Genomic DNA, 17,984 nt, shown 5'->3' on the forward strand with positions numbered 1-17,984 from the left:
CGTGATCGGCGTTCTTGGTCGAACTGGGTGCAGCGATCAGCGTCGCATCGACGATCGTGCCCGACCGCAGGCTCTGGCCCTTGCGCGCCAGATGCGCGTTGACCGCTTCCAGCATCCGCGCGGCAAGACCATGGGTCTCCAGCAGGCGCCGAAAATTGAGAATCGTGGTCGCGTCGGGAATGTCGTCCAACCCGCCGAGCTGGGCAAATCGCCGTAAGGTCGGAATCTCGTGCAGCGCTTCTTCCATTGCCGGATCGCTCAACGCATACCACTGCTGCAGCAGATGAATCCGCAACATCGTCGCCAGTGCGTACGGCTGCCGCCCGGGCCGCCCCGACACCGGATAGTGCGGCGCGATCAGCCCGAGCAGTTGCTGCCACGGAATCACCTGCTCCATCTCGGCCAGGAAGATCTCGCGCCGGGTCTGCTTGCGCTTGCCCAGGCCCTCAGCGTCACCGAACGTCAGTTGCATGGATCACTCCTCAACATGAGGCGGGTAGTGTCGCGTATCTGTGGTGAGTTGATCAGACCTTCCTTAAGCGATTGCTTACCGATCAGCGACCGGAAATCGTGGAAGCGTGGCGCCGCATCCGGGGGCGGGACCGTTGGCGGCATGGATGCCGCCATCGCGCCGCCAGGGACGGATTCACGGCGTGTCCCGACACCGGTGCGGCGCCGCGCACCGATAAACCAAGCATGACGCCTGCCGCCGCGTATGCATGCGCCATCAGCACCGCTGGTGAACGCACAGTCGCCACTGATCGCCATCACTACCGTTGGCAGAAAAATATTTATCCACTGAGGCCGATGCAGCACCGGCAGCACCAGCCATGCAGCTGCTGCGTCAGATCGACCACACGCGATCCGACAAATCCAATGCCAACCGACCGGCCCTCTACACGCTGGCGAGTTCCGCATGCACCTCTTCTTGCTACCCGCCAAGACCGCGACCAACAGCGCCGCCGCGATGTGAAACGCCGCCTCCATCAGCCCCGTGAACTCCCCACTTTGCGCAAGCACCACCCAACAGCTCGCTAGCGCAGTTCTGTCCGTGCCCGCCGTGGCTTGGCTGCGGGCAGGCAGGGAGCGTCTGAATGCCGCTCACCTTGCCCCCTGTCACCCCCTGCTCTAGGCTTTCTGTTTTGCCGTCAGCAGCCCCGGGGATTGGAATGGTCGAAGGTTTAGGAAGGATCGGTTTCGGCCTGTTCGGTCTGGCGGTGCTCATCGGCATCACCTGGTTGTTTTCGAGCAACCGCCGCGCGATCGACTGGAAGCTGGTCGCCACCGGTCTGGCCCTGCAGATCTCATTCGCCGCACTGGTGTTGCTGGTGCCGGGCGGGCGCGACGTGTTCGACGCGCTGGGCAAGGGCTTCGTCAAGGTGCTGAGTTTCGTCAATGAAGGGTCTACCTTCATTTTCGGCAACCTGATGAACATCGACAGCTACGGCTTTATTTTTGCGTTCCAGGTGCTGCCCACCATCATCTTCTTCTCGGCGCTGATGGGCGTGCTCTACCACCTGGGCGTGATGCAGGTGGTGGTGCGTGCGATGGCGTGGGCGATCACCAAGGTGATGCGCGTGTCCGGTGCGGAAACCACCAGCGTGTGCGCCAGCGTCTTCATCGGCCAGACCGAAGCGCCGCTGACGGTGCGCCCGTACATTCCCAAGATGACCCAGTCCGAACTGCTGACGATGATGATCGGCGGCATGGCGCATATCGCCGGCGGCGTGCTGGCTGCCTACGTCGGCATGCTCGGCGGCAGCGATCCTGCGCAGCAGGCGTTTTATGCCAAACATCTGCTGGCCGCCAGCATCATGGCCGCGCCCGCCACCTTGGTGGTCGCCAAGCTGCTGGTACCGGAAACCGGCACCCCGTTGACGCGCGGCACGGTCAAGATGGAAGTGGAAAAAACCACCAGCAATATCATCGATGCAGCTGCGGCCGGTGCCGGCGACGGCTTGCGCCTGGCGCTGAACATCGGCGCGATGCTGCTGGCCTTCATCGCGCTGATTGCGCTGATCAACGCTCCGCTGACCTGGCTGGGCGACGTCACCGGCGCCGCCGCGCTACTCGGACGCCCCACCAACCTGTCGACGATCTTCGGCTACGTGCTGGCGCCGATTGCCTGGGTGATCGGTACCCCCTGGGTGGATGCGACCACAGTGGGTTCGTTGATCGGCCAAAAAGTGGTGATCAACGAGTTTGTTGCTTACAGCGAGTTGTCGCGCATCGTGAAGGGCGAAGTGCCGGGCGTGGGCCTGAGCGCCGAAGGACGCCTGATCGCCACCTACGCGTTGTGCGGCTTCGCCAACTTTAGTTCGATTGCGATCCAGATCGGCGGGATCGGCGGGCTCGCGCCGGAACGTCGTCACGATCTGGCCAAGTTCGGCCTGCGTGCGGTGCTCGGCGGTTCGATCGCCACCTTCATGACCGCTACCATTGCCGGCGTGCTATCGCATTTCGGTTAAGGCGGCGCGGGTTCATCGGCGTAACGGTCTAATCACTGCACGCCGCGTTTCATACAGTCATTCAAGTCAGTCATTCAAGGCAAGGGTATTTATGAGTTCGGTCGTCGTTGTCGGGTCCTTCAATGTCGATCACGTGTGGCGCTGTGATGCCTTGCCTGCACCGGGCGCCACCATCGCCGGGCGCTACAGCACCGGCCCGGGCGGCAAAGGCTTCAACCAGGCGGTTGCGGCTGCACGTGCCGGCGCCAAGACGCATTTCTTGTGCGCGCTGGGCGACGATGCCGGTGGTGCGCTGGCGCGCTCGCTGGCGGCGCACGATGGTTTTGCGCTGATTGCCGAACCGAGCAATGAACCGACCGGCACCGGTGGCATCTATGTCGACGGGCACGGCCGCAACACCATCGTGATCGGTGCCGGCGCCAATTCGGTGCTGAGTGCGGGCTTTGTCGACAATCAGCGTCCGCTGATTGCTGCGGCAAAGGTACTGCTGGCGCAGCTGGAATCGCCAGCCGAAACCGTCGAATCGGCACTGGCGCTGGCACGCGAATGCGGCGTGCTGACTGTACTCAACGCTGCGCCGGCCAATGCGCCGACCTCGATCAGTCTGCTCAAACTGTCGGATGTGTTAACGCCGAACGAAACCGAATTTGCCGCCCTGCTCGGTCGCCATGTCGGCGAACGCATCAATGTCGACGATGTCGCCGCGCTGGATGGCAATACGTTGCACTCGCTGTGCCGCAAACTGCTGCCGGGCGGTACCGTTGTGGTGACGCTGGGTGCTGTGGGCGCCTTTATTTCGCACGCCGAAGAACAACTGCGCGGCGATACCGCAGCGCATTACCGGGTGGGTGCGGAAAGCGCACAGACCATCGATACCACCGGTGCTGGCGACGCGTTCAACGGGGCGTTGGTGGCATCGCTGGCGCAACTGCCGGCTGTCAGCTTCGCAACCCACGTGCGCTTTGCCACACGTTATGCAGCGCGCTCCACCGAAGTGGAAGGTGCGGCTGTGTCGATGCCGCGGCTGCGCGCAGACGACTGAGACCGCGTTTCACGGCAGTTCGGCGTGCGCTACATGCGCACGCCGTCGATACGATACGGCACCCACATTGGCCTGCCCAGGTCTCCTGAAAGCATGCGTGCGCGTGTCTCGCGCTCCATGACGACTACAACAATCCGGCAACCCCGTCGCACGGCCTTGCGCCCACGACGTGACACTGCAATGACCGCATCTTTTTCCTCGCAGTGCTGCGCACGTCCTGCTGCTTTCGGCACGCCACCCGATGCGCCATCGCGCTCACGCGTGACCGAGCGCTGCTTTCTGTGCTCGAAAAGCGAAAGCGCATTGCATAAAACGTGCTGACCGGTTGCGCGCGCTAGCGCGTTGTCCTCGCCTCACTACTATCGCCGCATCACCGGGCGCACCACGACCATTGCCTGTTGTCATGCGGGGCCGCCTTTGGCGGCGCGGCTTGCCAACATGCGGCCTGCATCGTCGAACTGGCACACTCCACGCCACGCAATCGGCAGTGCAGCGTGCGCCTGGCCCTGCCTCCCCAAGCTCAACGGAACAACCGATGATCCTGCGTCGATCGCGCAAGCCAATGCTGCTGCCATGCGCCTTACTTCCCTGCCTGCTCAGTTCCTGTGGTGGCCAGGATGCTCCCGATACCAGCGCCGCTGCGATGCCATCGCCGGCGGCGACAGTCACCGTGAGTGCTCCCCGCGCCATGACGTCCACCACTACGCCGGCGGCCACGATAACAGCGAGCGTGACCTCCGATCCGTCGCTACGCCGCACGCTCTCGCCCGACCAGCCGATGTTCGTCATCACCGCCGACACCTGGAATGCGGCCGACCCGCAAAAGATCATCGACCTGATTCCCGCCGATCTGCGCCCGTATTCGGTTCTGCTGATCTCGCTGTCGATCAATCACAAAGGCGCCACCGGGAATCAGTGCAACTGGATCCAGGTGGAAAACGGCATCGAAACCGCGCGCTCGTGGATCAAGACGGCGGCCGCCAATGGGGTCTGGGCGATGATCCAGCCTTCCAGCGGCGGCTTCAGCCACTTCCCCGATTATCCCGCCGGCACCGATCTGGAATCGACCGTCTACGGTGAATTCTTCCGCGACTATCCGAACTTCCTCGGCTTCAATTATGCCGAGCAGTTTTGGGGCTTCGATGAGCCCTGTTCGGTGTCGGCGGCGCAGCGCTGGGAGCATTGGTCCAACCTGCTCAAGCTCACCAACAAGTACGGCGGCTACCTGGCGGTGAGCTTCACCGGCGGCTACTGGGGCGCAAACATCAATCCATTGGCGATGGTCAAACGCAACGAAGCGCTCCGCAATGCGCTCGGCAGCTATTCCAAGAATTTCATCATCGAAGAAAAGTTCACCGCCAACTACGGCTTCCACGACATCGAAAGCGTTAGCCTGGGCATGTTCCTGTCCGGTTTCGCCGGACACTACGGCATCCGCCCGGATCGCACCGGCTGGTACGCCGCCGATGGCAGCAGCTATCCGGTGCAGGCAGGTGCGCCGCATTTGATCGAGCACTTAACGCTGACCGGCGAAACCTATTTCGACGGCCCGGAGTTGATTACCGCCGACACCGTGCATAGCTTGTCCAATGGCCTGACCGCCGATGGCTACAGCACCCGGCGCTGGGAATTTTTCCCGCAGTTCAAGAACATCCACATGGATGTCTACCGCAAGATCATCGATGGCACCCTGCGCATCCTCAGCCGCCAGCAGGTGATCGACCGGACCAAAGTCGTCGTGGTGGACGACACCACCAGCGGCAACGACCGGACACTGTATGCATCGCCGGAAACGCTGTTCTCCGGCCTGTATTTGATGGACGACGACGGGACGTATCTCAACCAGCACAGCTGGTACAAAAAGAGTGGACGCTGCCCGGCCATTCCGACCGTGTTGAAGCTCACCGACGAAGCGGCCAAGTCCTTTCCGGTGCAGATCAAGCGCAGCGAATACGCCACGCGCTGGCCCAGCATCGCAGCCAAGACCCAGGAGTTGAACGCGCTGTTTCCGCAGGAATACAGCGGCGATATCTACGCAGGACGCCAGGACAACACCTGGGTGACCTACAACCCGTACAAGACCAATCAGAGTGCAAGCGGCACGCTGGACCTGAAGTACAACACCTGCGCATCCGTCAAACTGACCTACGGGCAGTACACGACCGGCGTGATCAAGGAATTTTCCGACTCACTGTCGATCTACCTGACCAATTTCGATTCCGAAACCGGCCCGCTCAAGACCGACACCCTCACCATCAGTGGCGCCAGTGCTCCTCCCACCTACACCTTTGCCGATCGCGGCGACCACCAGCCCAGCACGATCACGGCCACGCGCAGCAGCGACGGGCTGACACTCAACGTCGCCCACAACGGCCCGCTGGACATCACCGTGAAATGTTCCGGCCCTGCCACCGGGCGCCTGAGCGCGTTCCCGACCGCCAACATCCAGGCACCGGCCGCGCCAGCCACCTACACCGGTGTGCGCCAGTACGAGGCCGAAAACTTCGATTTCCGAAGTATTGGCAGCCTGGTCGCCAACGGCCTCTACGGCGCCGTTCGCAATTACCAAGGCATGGGATATGTGGACGTCGGCGGCAACCCGGGCGCACGTCTGCGCACCACCGTCACCGTCCCCACGGCCGGCACGTACACCTTGAGCACCCGCTATTCCGCACCCGGCGGGAGCCTCAACACCATCGACCTCTACGTCAACGGCGTTCGGGTCGGGACGCCGGCCTTCACGCAGACCAGCTCGGCCAGCGACTGGGCCAGCAGCCCGCAGACGGCAACACTGACTGCCGGCGACAACGTGGTCGAGTATCGCGCGCGCGCCGGGGCGCAGACCAAGCTGTATCTGGACAACCTGGCCATCTCGCAATAAGCGCAGCTAACAAAACGACTGCGCAGCCCGGCCAGTGCTCGGACATTGCCCTGCACCGTCGCTAGCGGGCAGCACGCGGCGGCGGCAGGCGCACACACACGGCAGGCAAGGACGCCTGCCGATACACTAGTGCCATGCAAATCGGCCCTTACTCCATCGCCCCCAAGGTGATCCTCGCGCCCATGGCGGGCGTCACCGACAAGCCATTCCGGCTGCTATGCAAGCGGCTGGGTGCGGGGCTGGCGGTATCGGAGATGACCATCTCCGACCGGCGCTTCTGGGGCACGCGCAAATCGCTGCACCGCATGGACCATGCCGGCGAGCCGGACCCCATCAGCGTGCAGATCGCCGGCACCGAGCCGCAGCAACTGGCCGAGGCGGCGCGCTACAACGTCGACCACGGTGCGCAGTTGATCGACATCAACATGGGCTGCCCGGCCAAGAAAGTGTGCAACGCCTGGGCCGGGTCGGCGCTGATGCGCGATGAAGACCTGGTGGCACGCATCCTCACCGCGGTGGTGCGGGCAGTGAACGTGCCGGTGACCTTGAAGATTCGCACCGGCTGGGATTGCGACCACCGTAACGGGCCGGTGATTGCGCGCATTGCGCAGGACTGCGGCATCGCCGCGCTCGCCGTGCACGGGCGCACCCGCGACCAGCATTACACCGGCAGCGCCGAGTACGCGACGATTGCGCAGATCAAGGCCGCGCTGCAGATTCCGGTGGTGGCCAATGGCGATATCGATTCGCCGCTAAAGGCAGCGCAGGTGCTACGCGAGACCGGCGCCGATGCAGTGATGATCGGCCGCGCCGCACAAGGGCGCCCGTGGATCTTCGGCGAAGTAGCGCACTTCCTCGCCACTGGCGAAGTGTTGCCGCCACCGTCGCTGGCGTTCGTGCGCGACACCTTGCTCAGCCATCTGGAAGCGCTACACGCGTTCTACGGCCAACCCCAGGGCGTGCGCATCGCACGCAAGCATCTGGGTTGGTACGCCAAGGATCACCCGCAAAGCGTAGACTTCCGTGCGGTGGTCAATCGCGCCGAAACGCCGGAAGCCCAGTTGGCCCTGACACGCGATTACTTCGACGCCTTGATCGCCGGCGTGCCGCCCGCATTGTCCGACGCTGCCTGAGTCTTTCTGCATTGCTGGAGCCGCACGCATGAGCGCACCGAGCGACACCCCGACCTATCTGCACGGATTTTCGGCCACCGAACAGGCGCGTCTGCTCAAACAGGCGCGCTTGCTCGAAGCCACGCTGTTCAATCAGATCGATTACAGCGGCGCGCGTCGCCTGCTGGAAGTGGGCAGCGGCGTCGGTGCGCAGACGGAGATTCTGCTGCGCCGTTTTCCCGACCTGCATGTCACTGGCGTGGATCTGAGCGAGGCGCAGCTGGGCGCGGCGCGGGCAAATCTTGAACGGCTGGCGTGGTGCCGCGAGCGCTACACGCTGCAGCAGGCCGATGCGAGCGATCTGCCGTTCGAAGCGCGTCAGTTCGATGCGGCGTTTCTATGCTGGGTGCTTGAGCACGTGCCCTCGCCTGCGCGCGTACTCAACGAAGTGCGGCGCGTGCTGCTGCCCGGCTCGCCGGTCTACGTGACCGAGGTGATGAATGCCTCGTTCCTGCTGCATCCGTATTCGCCCAACCTGTGGCGCTACTGGATGGCATTCAACGACTTCCAGCATGACCAGGGTGGCGACCCGTTCGTCGGCGCCAAGCTGGGCAACCTGCTGCTGGCCGGCGGTTTCCGTGACGTGCACACCGAGATCAAGACGCTGCATCTGGACAACCGCGAGCCGGGTCGGCGCAAGACCATGATCGGTTTCTGGGAAGAAGTGCTGCTGTCGGCGGCCGACCAATTGCTGCAGGCCGGCGCGGTCGACGCCGCCACCGTGGATGGCATGCGCCGCGAACTGGCGCAGGTGCACAGCGACCCGAACGCGGTGTTCTTCTATTCGTTCGTGCAGGCGCGCGCCACGGTCTACTGAGTTGCCGATGCGGGCGCGGTGGCCGGAGCGCCGGCGTGTTCCAGGTCGCCGGTCAGCACGGTGCTGCTGGGCTCGTGCCAGATGCGCTGCCACATCTGCGCCAACACCGCGCCGATCTGGTCGCGTGCCACCGGCGCGCGGTACGCCGCCTGCACTTGCCGCGGCACGATCGGCTGCCACGTTCCATTGTCGCGATGGGCAACCACGAAGTTAGAGTTGTAGTCCGGCTCCAGCCCCATGCGCAGGTCGCTCAGCATCAGGTCGTCATCGACCAGGCGCGCGCGCATGAAGCCGCGATTGAACCAGGTAAGCCGGCGCACCGAGTCGAACGCAGCCACTTCGCCCAAGGCCTGGGTGTTACTGGAAAACCCGCGAAAGTGCATCGGGCCGGTGTCGGCCACCAGCGAACGCTCGCCGATGACGTAGCCGCTGGGCGTCATCGCCACCACGCGCCACAACAACGTATTGAGCGGCATCGGTACCGAGAACCGCGGTGCATCGGCCAGGCCCATCGCCCCCAGCGCACGTTCGGCTTGGCGGTCGACCAGTTGCTTGGCAATCAACGACCAGCCCAGATACGCGGTGCTCGCCACCAAGCCGATCACCAGCACGTGCTGCGCAAACGGACGCGCACGCGCAAACCAGGCCACTACGCAGGCCAGCAGGAGCCACAGGGTGTACGCCGGATCGATGATGAAGACGCTCGACCACATCGTCGGATGCGGATGCAGCGGCCACCACAGCTGGGTGCCGTAGACGGTGAACGCATCCAGCAGCGGGTGCGTGATCAGGGCCAGCTGGATCGCCCAGAACCAGCGGGTGGGCGCACCGGCTACCCGTCCGTTGCCATAGCGCCGGAACAGCCACCAGATCAACCAACCGACCAACGGCAGCACGAACAACGAATGGCTGACGCTGCGGTGCACCGTCATCAACGTCACCGGGTCGTCGGTCAGCGGCAGCAGCGCCAGTGCATCAAGGTCGGGTAAGGTGCCCAGCGCCGCGCCGGCCAGCAAGGCGGCACGCCGCTGTCCGGGCGGCGCAATGGCGGCAGCGATGGCGCCGCCAAGAACGATCTGGGTCACTGAATCCATCGGCCGATGCTAGCAGGCCGGACATGCACGGATACGACTGTTTAACGTGGTGTTCGGCCGGCTCGCACCGGTCCGTCACCGGACAGTTAATCGCCGTGCCGACGTAAGGCCGCCGTGCGTGCGGCCGGTTTGCACCGATATCGGCTTAACCCTAAAGCGATCCATTCAGGCGCACAATACAATCGACACACGGGGCGTGTATCATCCGCACCCATCTTTTCATCCGAATAAAGGGATATAAGCCTGATGTCCAGCTACCTGTTCACCTCCGAATCGGTCTCCGAAGGCCATCCGGACAAGATCGCCGACCAGATCTCCGACGCAGTGCTGGACGCCATCCTGGCCCAGGACAAGCGCGCCCGCGTGGCCTGCGAGACGATGGTCAAGACGGGCGTTGCGATCGTGGCCGGCGAAGTGACCACCAGTGCCTGGATCGACCTGGAAGCCTTGACCCGCAAGGTTATTCTGGACATCGGCTACAACAGTTCCGAGGTCGGCTTCGACGGCGAGACCTGTGGCGTGCTCAACCTGATCGGCAAGCAGTCGCCGGACATCAACCAGGGCGTGGACCGCAAGAACCCCGAGCAGCAGGGTGCTGGCGACCAGGGCCTGATGTTCGGCTATGCCACCAACGAAACCGACAGCTTCATGCCGGCGGCCATCCACCTGTCGCACCGCCTGGTCGAGCAGCAGGCCAATATCCGCAAGAAGAAGAACTCGGCGCTGTCGTGGCTGCGTCCGGACGCCAAGTCGCAGGTCACCCTGCGCTATGAAGACGGCGTGGCGACGGCGATCGATGCGGTGGTGCTGTCGACCCAGCACGACCCGGGCGTCAAGCAAAAAGACCTGATCGAAGCGGTGCGCGAGGAAATCCTCAAGCCGGTGCTGCCGGCCAAGTGGCTGCACAAGGGCACCAAGTTCCACATCAACCCGACCGGCAAGTTTGTGATCGGCGGCCCGGTGGGCGACTGCGGCCTGACCGGTCGCAAGATCATCGTCGACACCTACGGCGGCTGGGCGCGTCACGGTGGCGGCGCATTCTCGGGCAAGGATCCGTCCAAGGTCGACCGTTCGGCCGCCTACGCGGCGCGCTACGTGGCCAAGAACGTGGTGGCTGCGGGCCTGGCCGACCGTTGCGAAGTGCAGGTTTCCTACGCCATTGGCGTGGCCGAGCCGACCTCGATTTCGGTCACCACCTTCGGCACCGGCAAGATCGCCGACGAGCAGATCGAAAAGCTGATCCGCAAGCATTTCGACCTGCGCCCGTTCGGCATCATCCAGATGCTCGACCTGATCCACCCGATGTACCAGCAGACCGCGTCCTATGGCCACTTCGGCCGCAAGCCGAAGGACTTCACCTACACCGACGGCGCCGGCGCGCAGCACAGCGCGACCTCGTTCTCGTGGGAAAAGACCGACCGCGCCGACGCTCTGCGTGCTGCTGCGAAGCTGAAATAATCACGCCGCTCCCTGCGGGAGCGAGCGAGATGCTTCATGACTGGGCCGCTGATGCGGCCCAGTTGCGTTTTAGGGTTTGTCGGTAGGATGCAACGGATGCTGTTGCAGCTATCTCGATTGCAGTTTGTATCGCTTGCAGTGGCCTGATGCAGCAGCTTGGCGCGGCATGGCTGGAGCGATGGTGTTGTTGTCGTCATTAGATGCGGCGCACATCGGCGTAGGAGATAAAGCCCCTCTCCCCACGGGAGAGGGGTTGGGGTGAGGGTACGGAGCGATGCAATCGGTGCAGGCGCGTGGCAACGCATTGGTCATTGCAGAAACTGGTGACTCTCTGCCGCGCACCCTCATCCACCCCTGCGGTGCACCTTCTCCCCCATCAAGGAGGACACTGTTCCGGTGGGAGGAAGCAATAGCACGCTCCTGATGTAAGCGGGTAAGCTCCTCTCTTTCCAAGCTCCAACGCACACGCTTGAGCGCCGCTGGTGCAGCGCCCTGGAGCGCACACGCAGCAAGCGTAGGCAGCGACGCAGGGCGAAAATCGCCAGCAGGTATGCGACCAAGCTACACCGCATGCCAACTACTCAAAGATAGCCATCGCGATCATGCGGCTATTGATCAAGCCGCAATTGCTGCTCAAGCGCCTTGGCAAATTCAGACAATGGGCACGCGATGCGCCGCTCCGGAGCACACAGACCCAGCGCCACCTGCTGCTGCAAGGGTGGGTGAGCGAGATCCAGCGGTGCCAGGGTGCGCAATTGATCCAGCGATTGCGCCAGGTATTGGGCGCGCACGACCCGCTCGCCATTGGGTTCGCGCCACAAACCAAGCAACAGAGCGCCGCCCGGTGGCGGGTCGTCGGCGCCGTAGCCAGGCAGATGAAAATGCACACCCAGCAGGCCACTCAAGGCGGCGATGTGGGTGTCGCTGCCGACGAACAGCGAGACTTTCGGTGCCTGGGCATCGCTGAAACGTTGCAAGACCTCGCGCGCCAGCGGTGCACCCGACCGTGCGGCCATGTAGTGCGGCCGTGCATAGATGTCGAATAGCAATGCGTGCAAGCGCGACACTTGTGCCAGGCGTTCGGGTGTGGCGCGCCCCCAGCCGACCTGCGAGAGCGGCAGACCTTCTGCGTATTGCAGCAGCAACACCTCGCCAGTGCCGGAGGTCAGGTCGATCGGGCCGCCTAATTTGAGGCCACGCCCGTTGGCCGATGGCGCCAGCGTGGAAGGCATCTGTGCGAAATCGCAGGGCGTCTGCGTGCAACCCAGAATCTGCTGCAGCGCCTGCAGCTCGGCGGCATGGCCTTGCAGCAAGGCAGCAGGGCCACCGGTCTGTTGCTGGATCGATGCCACCGCTGCAGTCGCGTCGAACGGTACCGCGCCGGCTTCGATCGGTCGGAACAGCGGATCGTTGCTACCAGCCTCCCGATGCCCGGCGACAATGCCGCAACCAGGGGCCAGTGCATCGGCCAGCAACGCGCCGCTAGCGATGGTGCGTTGATCGGTATTGGCCCACACCGACACGCTGCCGCTGGCCGGGCAGCTGCTGCTCGGCAGCAAGGCCTGCTGTGCCAACCACTGACGCAGGTACTCGCCGCTCAATTGCACACCTTTGCGACCATGCGCGGTGAGCAGGCTGGCAGGCGTGGACCACTGCGGCCAGGGTTGATCGGCATAGTGCGCAGCGGCGGCCTCGCCTTGCAGCGGTGCGCGGACGCCGTGCCGGAACACCACCACCACGCGCTCCAGTTGTGCGGTTTGCGCAGAGGCCGGCGTACCCGTGCCTGCCTGTTGGCCGGCGGTGTCGGTCGATTGATCGCCAACACGCGGCGTGGATGCACTCGGCGTTGAGGCTGCGCAGCCACCCAACGCAAGCCCAACCACCAACAGCATGCACAGCGCGCTGCCAGTTGCCACGGACATGCCGCTAGGCATTTTGTTAGGCATGCGCGCAATGCCAACGCGCTGCATGCGTACTGCATATAACGTGCGTGCCGCGATCCCCATCGCGTCACGCACGCCAACGACCAAGCGCGCGGCCAACGGCGGTTCCCCACCGCCGGCCAACAGCGCAGGTTGCGACGCCCCCTGCCCCGTTCCATGGCAACCATCTGCGCGTCCTGCGTCTTGTTGCGCATCAGTCATGACATTGGCGCCTTGCTGCGCGCCTGCTAGGTCGTCGCCTGCGCATCGTGCTTGATCAGAACACATATTTTGCGGTCACCAGACTGGTCATGCCGGAATCGACGATGTCGGAAATTGCATCACTATCGTGGCCCACGTGTGCCCAGTAGCTGTGCTGCTTGGTGAGGTTGGCCACCGACAGATCCACGCGCAGGTGGTCGGTGGGCGCATAGCCCAGGTGCAGATCGACGCGGGTGATCGGCTTGATCCACACGTTGTCCCAATGCGCGCCCCGGTTGAGATAGTCGTACACCGACACGTATTCACCGGAGTAGTGATAGCTCACGTTGACCGACCACGGCCCCTTTTCATAAAACAGTTCTGCGTTGGCGAGCAGGTTGGGGGCGTTCTGGATGCGTTCGTGTGCGAAGCCTTCCGTCCCCAGATCCACGCGCGTGGTCTGACGGGTGACATTGGCGCCGATGCCGAAGCCATCCAGCGGCGCGGGCAGGCCCTGGAAGGTCTGCCGCACAGCCGCTTCCATGCCCAGCACGCGGCCGTCGCCGCCGTTTTGCGGACGCACGAAACGGGTACTGGCGGTACCGCTTTCGCCGGGGTTGGCGGCATTCGACCCGCTCTCGTAGATGTAATCGGTGAGGCGCTTGTAATAGCCGGCCAACATGGCGTGGCCGCCGCTGTCGTTCTGCCATTCGCCCGACACATCCACATTCAGCGACTTGATCGGTTTCAGATCCGGGTTGCCTTCGGTGATGGTGGTCTGGCCGTCGCTGGAAATATCGGTGGAGCGGCCGCCGCCCAACTGCACAAAGGCCGGGCGCGTGTAGCTGGTCCACACCGAACCGCGATACACGGCGCCATCGCCATCGGGCCGGTAATTGACGAACACGCTCGGCAAAGCGACGTTGTAGCGCGTGTGATTGTTGGCGAATGCGCCGACCTGCTCGGCACCGTTGATGGCGGCCGGCTGGGCCCAGAACGTGTTGGTGATAGCCGTATGTTCGAAACGCATGCCCGGCAGAATTTCCCAGTTACCGGTGCGCAAAGTCGCCATTGCGTAGGCCGCGCTCACCGCTTCGGTGGCGCGCATGGTGTTGCAGTTGAGGTTATTGATCGCCAGCTTGCCGCAACTGTCGAAACTGGCCGGCGTGAGCGTGCGCGCAATCAGGTCGTTGAGCGCTGCATTGCTCAGGCGCACGGTGGGAAACGCATATTGGTCCGGATAGACCGAATCGTAACGCTGCGCGATCAGGCCGGTGTCGCGCAACAAGGTACCGTCGGTGTACTTGGCATTGGTCCAGTCGCGATCGGTGAAGTTGCGCGAGCTGTCAACATACTTCACGCCGAACGCAATGCGGCTAAGCAGCCCGGCATCGAAATCGTATGCCACATCGAACTTGCCGCCACCCTTGTCCTGGCCGCTGTATTGCCTGGAAATCTGCCCGGTGCGTCGCGCGTACAGGCTGCCCACATCCGAGGCCTGTGCCTGCATGGCCGGAGTGAGCAGCGGCATCGGAAAGCCGTTGGCGTCGTAGCTGATGAAGCGGTTGGCGCCATAGGCGAAGTTGCTTGACCTGTATTGATCGTTGCGCGCTGAAATTTCCACGTGGTCCGGGCGATCGTTATTGCCGGTGCCGTAGAAGATGTTCGGTGAGAATGTCCAATGCCCGAGCTGCTTGTCTGCACCGAACTGCACGGTGGCAAGGTCAGCCTCTTCGGGGTTAGTTTCATACCAGTAACGCACTGCAACGCGATTGATCTGCGGCTGATACACGCCGCTGCTGCCGATCTGGGTGAAGCTGACATTGGCCGGGACAAACTGCGTGTAGCCGGTGTTTTGCTCGGTCTTGGCGAAGGCGTAGGTCATGCGTGCATACAGATGCAGGCTGGGGTCCACGCGCCAATCGAACGCCGCATTGCCGCCGTAGCGGCGCGTCTCGCCTTGCGAGTAACCGATATTCATCCCGGTGCTCTGCAACACATCCTGCGGGTCGGCGCCGGCTGCCAGATTGCCGCTGGCATCGGCACGGGCAAATTTCCACGCGCCATCGTTGCGTGCAGCCGAAGCGGCGGCCACTTCGCTGTTCACGAAATGGCGCTCGTCGTAATAAGCACTGACCGCCACGCCGAACTGCCCGGCATCGCCAAAACGCGCATGCCAATCGCCGGCTGCGCCGCTGCCCAGACCGGAATCGCCGTAGTCGCGTGCACGGCTTTCCAGTCGTCCGCTTAGCGTCACGCTGCCGCCCTGGCGGTCGGTCGAATCGAATGCGCTGGGGGTGCGGTAATCAATGGTGCCGCCGATCGCATCGCCGTCCATATCGGCGGTGGAGGTTTTGTTCAGGGCGATGGTCTGCAAGCCGGAGGGCGGCAGCAAGCTGAGTTGCACACCGCGGCTATACGGCATGCCCTGTGCCACGTTGATGCCGTTGATCAGGTTGACGTTGTATTCGGCATTGAGGCCACGCACCGATGAGAACATGCCTTCGCCGCGTGCAGCGCCGTCGATGCCGCCGAAATACGATTGCCCGGTATTGATCACATTGACGCCCGGCATCAGGCCCAACGCTTCAGCCACGTTGTGCACGGCGGTGGTCTTGAGATCGTCGGCTGACAACACATTCACGGTGTTGGTCGCGGCCATCTGCATGTCGGTCGCGTTGTAACGCGTGGCAGCGACAGTGACTTTGTCCAGCGTGGCCATCTCACCCTTGGCAGGTGTGGTGGCCTGCGCCTCCTGGGCAGCGGCATGCCCGCACAGCGCACACAACGATAAACACAGCGCCTGCGACAACCGCGAAGGACGCAACAGCGAACAACGAAAGATCATAGGTAATCCGATGAATGCAGCAGCGCGCCATGTACCGAAGCCACAGCTACGCCACCGCGAATGTGGGGAGCGAGGCAGCCAGCAGCGGCGCTGCTGCATCACACCTGCAAGCAGGCGCCGCGCATGGTGGTGATGCGGTATTTCAGTTTGGTGACCGTGCCTGCGAACATGAAAAATGCACGCATCGCATGCGCAAGTCGGCACATTCACGGACGTATTAATGCTAATTTTGTGCTGTCCTGCGCGTGCGGCCGCTTAGCCAGTCGGCGTGCCTGCGTGCAAGACAACATGTCGTAAGCGACATCGACCGTCATGCTGCCGGCAGCTGTCTCCCCCGAGGGAGCCGCCATCCAGCAAAGACATCAGACCTTCCATGGGTCAACTTCTCAGTTACTGCCTGTCAAGTCATATGTTCCAGTGCAGCGAGGCATTGTCGACGCAAGTGTTGCACTCTTACAGCGGAGGAATGGGTGGCCAGAGCGACGTTGGTTTTTGTAAACGGGTTGGGGATGGCATTGGACCCAACGTTCTTCTCGCTGGACAACGCCATCGGGCGCACGTGGGAAGATAGCGTGGCTCTTGATGAGCCCACAAAGGACCTGGTCCGCTACTGCTTGAGCGATGAAGGAGACCGTCCTCATGGCGAAGACGACTTGGACGACCTGCAACTCGTCGTATCGGCCTGCGATTTTCTTTCTCGAACCGGGAGTGGCGAGCTTCATTGGTTAAGCGACGACGGGAAGCGCTTTCCTGAGGCGGTCAGAAAATTCCTCTACCAAACGTCACTCCATTTCCATCGGCGGGATTCTGGGCTGCCCATGGATTTCATCACGTCTCTTGTCGCTTACTCCAAGAAAACAAAATCTCACGTCGCCACGTTGAACTACGACAATCTCCTTTATCAACCCATGATTAAAGAAGAAGTTATCGATGGCTATAACGGAGCACTTGTGGACGGATTTTTGAGAAATGGATTCGCAGAAGACAACCTTGAGAGGAAATACGGGCGCGACTTCGGCTATTACATGCACCTGCACGGATCGCCGCTATTTGTTGATCGAGATGACGGCGATAGAGATAAGAAAGTAATTAAAACTTCGGCAGGCAGAGCTCGGCACTGATCAAGACATTACCGACTCCCATATCGTACTGACCCATGTGAAGCACAAGGAGACGGTGATTGCCGCGTCGCGGTTGCTTACCTGTTATTGGGAGCATTTTGAAAGCACTGGAAGAATCCGAATCAGCCGTGCTTGTTGGTTACTCGGGAAGCGATAGACATCTCGACTCAATTTTAAGTGCGCGAGGCCCATCAAAAATCCGTGTGGTCGAGTGGGACGGAGCAGGACAAAAGGAAAGTCGTCAGGATTTCTGGAACACTACTTGGACACGAAGTTCATTTGGTGAGGCTCAATAACATCTTGAAATTCACCGACTGGTAGTGGCGTTAGCAAAACGCTCAACACCCATGCGGACACGTGTGGCGCGTGTCATCACGTGCGGTCTCAAGACACCTGCATGCCCAGCGCATGCATCAACAGATCGGCCGAGCGATGCGCAAGCCGCTTGCGTTCGGCTTCGTCGCTACCGCGCAGGCAGCTGCCCAGCATGTCGATCACCAGCAACAACTGCTCGTCATCGACATCGGCCCGGCACAACCCGGCGTCGCGGGCGCGATGCACGAACGGCAGAAAGATGCTGACCACGCGCCGGTCCGCGGCGTGCACTGCCGGGTGCGCGCGTTCGATCGAGCGCCAGAAGTCCACCATCGGCGCGGACTGGGCGATGTGCTCGGCCACATCGTGCAGCAGCACCGCCAAGCCATCCGGGCGGTCGGCCAAGTCGGCGGCCATACGCTCCAGCCCATCTAGGCCACGCGCCATCAACGCCGTCATCAGCGCGAGCCGGTCGGGGAAATTGCGGTACAGGGTGGCGCGGCCAAGACCGGCGCGCTCCACCACCAATTCCAGCGGGGCATTGACGCCGTGTTCGCTGAACACTTCGTCGGCGGCATCGAGAATCTGCCGGCGGCGCAGCGCGGCATCGGGGCGGGAAGTCATCATGCCGGCATTATCGGACAG

At 62.7% G+C, this 17,984-nt stretch carries 12 protein-coding genes and 1 pseudogene; 8 read left to right on the top strand and 5 right to left on the bottom strand.

Annotation, left to right across the window (positions count from 1 at the left end; translation table 11 throughout):
• The coding region (locus NX05_RS13120; protein ID WP_155550128.1) for an IS5 family transposase at positions 1-472 on the bottom strand (472 nt) is incomplete at its 3' end.
• A 697-nt stretch (positions 473-1,169) separates the two neighbouring features.
• Here NX05_RS13120 and NX05_RS13125 point away from each other — a divergent pair.
• From NX05_RS13125 to NX05_RS13145, 5 genes are all read left to right on the top strand, one after another.
• Positions 1,170-2,468, top strand: coding sequence for a NupC/NupG family nucleoside CNT transporter (locus NX05_RS13125; RefSeq protein WP_039436707.1), 1,299 nt, complete (start codon positions 1,170-1,172; stop codon positions 2,466-2,468).
• Between the two features lie 91 nt (positions 2,469-2,559).
• Complete coding sequence (locus NX05_RS13130; protein ID WP_010367542.1) at positions 2,560-3,510, top strand: ribokinase; 951 nt, start codon at positions 2,560-2,562, stop codon at positions 3,508-3,510.
• Positions 3,511-4,045: 535 nt separating this feature from the next.
• Entirely contained in the window at positions 4,046-6,391 is a 2,346-nt protein-coding gene (locus NX05_RS13135; protein ID WP_039436705.1) for a glycoside hydrolase family 98 domain-containing protein, read from the top strand.
• Positions 6,392-6,525: 134 nt separating this feature from the next.
• Positions 6,526-7,524 (top strand): tRNA dihydrouridine synthase DusB, encoded by a 999-nt coding sequence (dusB, locus tag NX05_RS13140; RefSeq protein ID WP_039436703.1) that lies wholly within the window; start codon positions 6,526-6,528, stop codon positions 7,522-7,524.
• Positions 7,525-7,552: 28 nt separating this feature from the next.
• Positions 7,553-8,380, top strand: a complete 828-nt coding sequence (locus NX05_RS13145; protein ID WP_010367551.1) for a methyltransferase domain-containing protein — start codon at positions 7,553-7,555, stop codon at positions 8,378-8,380.
• On the opposite strand, the gene NX05_RS13150 is transcribed toward NX05_RS13145, so the two are convergent.
• The gene (locus NX05_RS13150; protein WP_039436701.1) at positions 8,374-9,474 is read right to left on the bottom strand and encodes a metal-dependent hydrolase; all 1,101 of its coding nucleotides are present in this window, start codon (positions 9,472-9,474) and stop codon (positions 8,374-8,376) included. The genes NX05_RS13145 and NX05_RS13150 overlap by 7 nt on opposite strands.
• Before the next feature lie 246 nt (positions 9,475-9,720).
• Here NX05_RS13150 and metK point away from each other — a divergent pair, with 246 nt between their 5' ends.
• Complete coding sequence (metK, locus tag NX05_RS13155) at positions 9,721-10,932, top strand: methionine adenosyltransferase (protein ID WP_039436699.1); 1,212 nt, start codon at positions 9,721-9,723, stop codon at positions 10,930-10,932.
• 608 nt (positions 10,933-11,540) lie between these two features.
• Here metK and NX05_RS13160 read toward each other — a convergent pair.
• Positions 11,541-13,142 (bottom strand): histidine-type phosphatase, encoded by a 1,602-nt coding sequence (locus NX05_RS13160; RefSeq protein WP_039436697.1) that lies wholly within the window; start codon positions 13,140-13,142, stop codon positions 11,541-11,543.
• The gene (locus tag NX05_RS13165) at positions 13,132-15,903 is read right to left on the bottom strand and encodes a TonB-dependent receptor (RefSeq protein ID WP_039436696.1); all 2,772 of its coding nucleotides are present in this window, start codon (positions 15,901-15,903) and stop codon (positions 13,132-13,134) included. Before NX05_RS13165 ends, NX05_RS13160 begins: the two co-directional genes overlap by 11 nt.
• Before the next feature lie 6 nt (positions 15,904-15,909).
• Between NX05_RS13165 and NX05_RS25370 the strand changes: the two are divergent.
• Positions 15,910-16,152, top strand: a pseudogene (locus NX05_RS25370) (hypothetical protein); the annotation flags it as partial.
• Between the two features lie 221 nt (positions 16,153-16,373).
• Positions 16,374-17,024 carry a DUF4917 family protein gene (locus NX05_RS13170; protein ID WP_230597682.1) on the top strand — a complete coding sequence of 217 codons (651 nt, stop codon included), beginning with the start codon at positions 16,374-16,376 and terminating at the stop codon, positions 17,022-17,024.
• 384 nt (positions 17,025-17,408) lie between these two features.
• Here NX05_RS13170 and NX05_RS13175 read toward each other — a convergent pair whose 3' ends face one another.
• Positions 17,409-17,966, bottom strand: coding sequence for a TetR/AcrR family transcriptional regulator (locus NX05_RS13175; RefSeq protein WP_017112764.1), 558 nt, complete (start codon positions 17,964-17,966; stop codon positions 17,409-17,411).
• Positions 17,967-17,984 lie beyond the last annotated feature (18 nt).

The sequence above is a fragment of the Xanthomonas vasicola genome (assembly GCF_000772705.2).
In the GTDB taxonomy this organism is placed as follows: domain Bacteria; phylum Pseudomonadota; class Gammaproteobacteria; order Xanthomonadales; family Xanthomonadaceae; genus Xanthomonas; species Xanthomonas vasicola.

Excerpts from the sequence above, each read along its gene's own strand:
- NX05_RS13125 (WP_039436707.1), top strand. The coding sequence starts at position 1,170 with ATGGTCGAAGGTTTAGGAAGGATCGGTTTCGGCCTGTTCGGTCTGGCG.
- NX05_RS13130 (WP_010367542.1), top strand. The coding sequence starts at position 2,560 with ATGAGTTCGGTCGTCGTTGTCGGGTCCTTCAATGTCGATCACGTGTGG.
- NX05_RS13135 (WP_039436705.1), top strand. The coding sequence starts at position 4,046 with ATGATCCTGCGTCGATCGCGCAAGCCAATGCTGCTGCCATGCGCCTTA.
- dusB (WP_039436703.1), top strand. The coding sequence starts at position 6,526 with ATGCAAATCGGCCCTTACTCCATCGCCCCCAAGGTGATCCTCGCGCCC.
- NX05_RS13145 (WP_010367551.1), top strand. The coding sequence starts at position 7,553 with ATGAGCGCACCGAGCGACACCCCGACCTATCTGCACGGATTTTCGGCC.
- NX05_RS13150 (WP_039436701.1), bottom strand. The coding sequence starts at position 9,474 with ATGGATTCAGTGACCCAGATCGTTCTTGGCGGCGCCATCGCTGCCGCC.
- metK (WP_039436699.1), top strand. The coding sequence starts at position 9,721 with ATGTCCAGCTACCTGTTCACCTCCGAATCGGTCTCCGAAGGCCATCCG.
- NX05_RS13160 (WP_039436697.1), bottom strand. The coding sequence starts at position 13,142 with ATGTGTTCTGATCAAGCACGATGCGCAGGCGACGACCTAGCAGGCGCG.
- NX05_RS13165 (WP_039436696.1), bottom strand. The coding sequence starts at position 15,903 with ATGATCTTTCGTTGTTCGCTGTTGCGTCCTTCGCGGTTGTCGCAGGCG.
- NX05_RS13175 (WP_017112764.1), bottom strand. The coding sequence starts at position 17,966 with ATGATGACTTCCCGCCCCGATGCCGCGCTGCGCCGCCGGCAGATTCTC.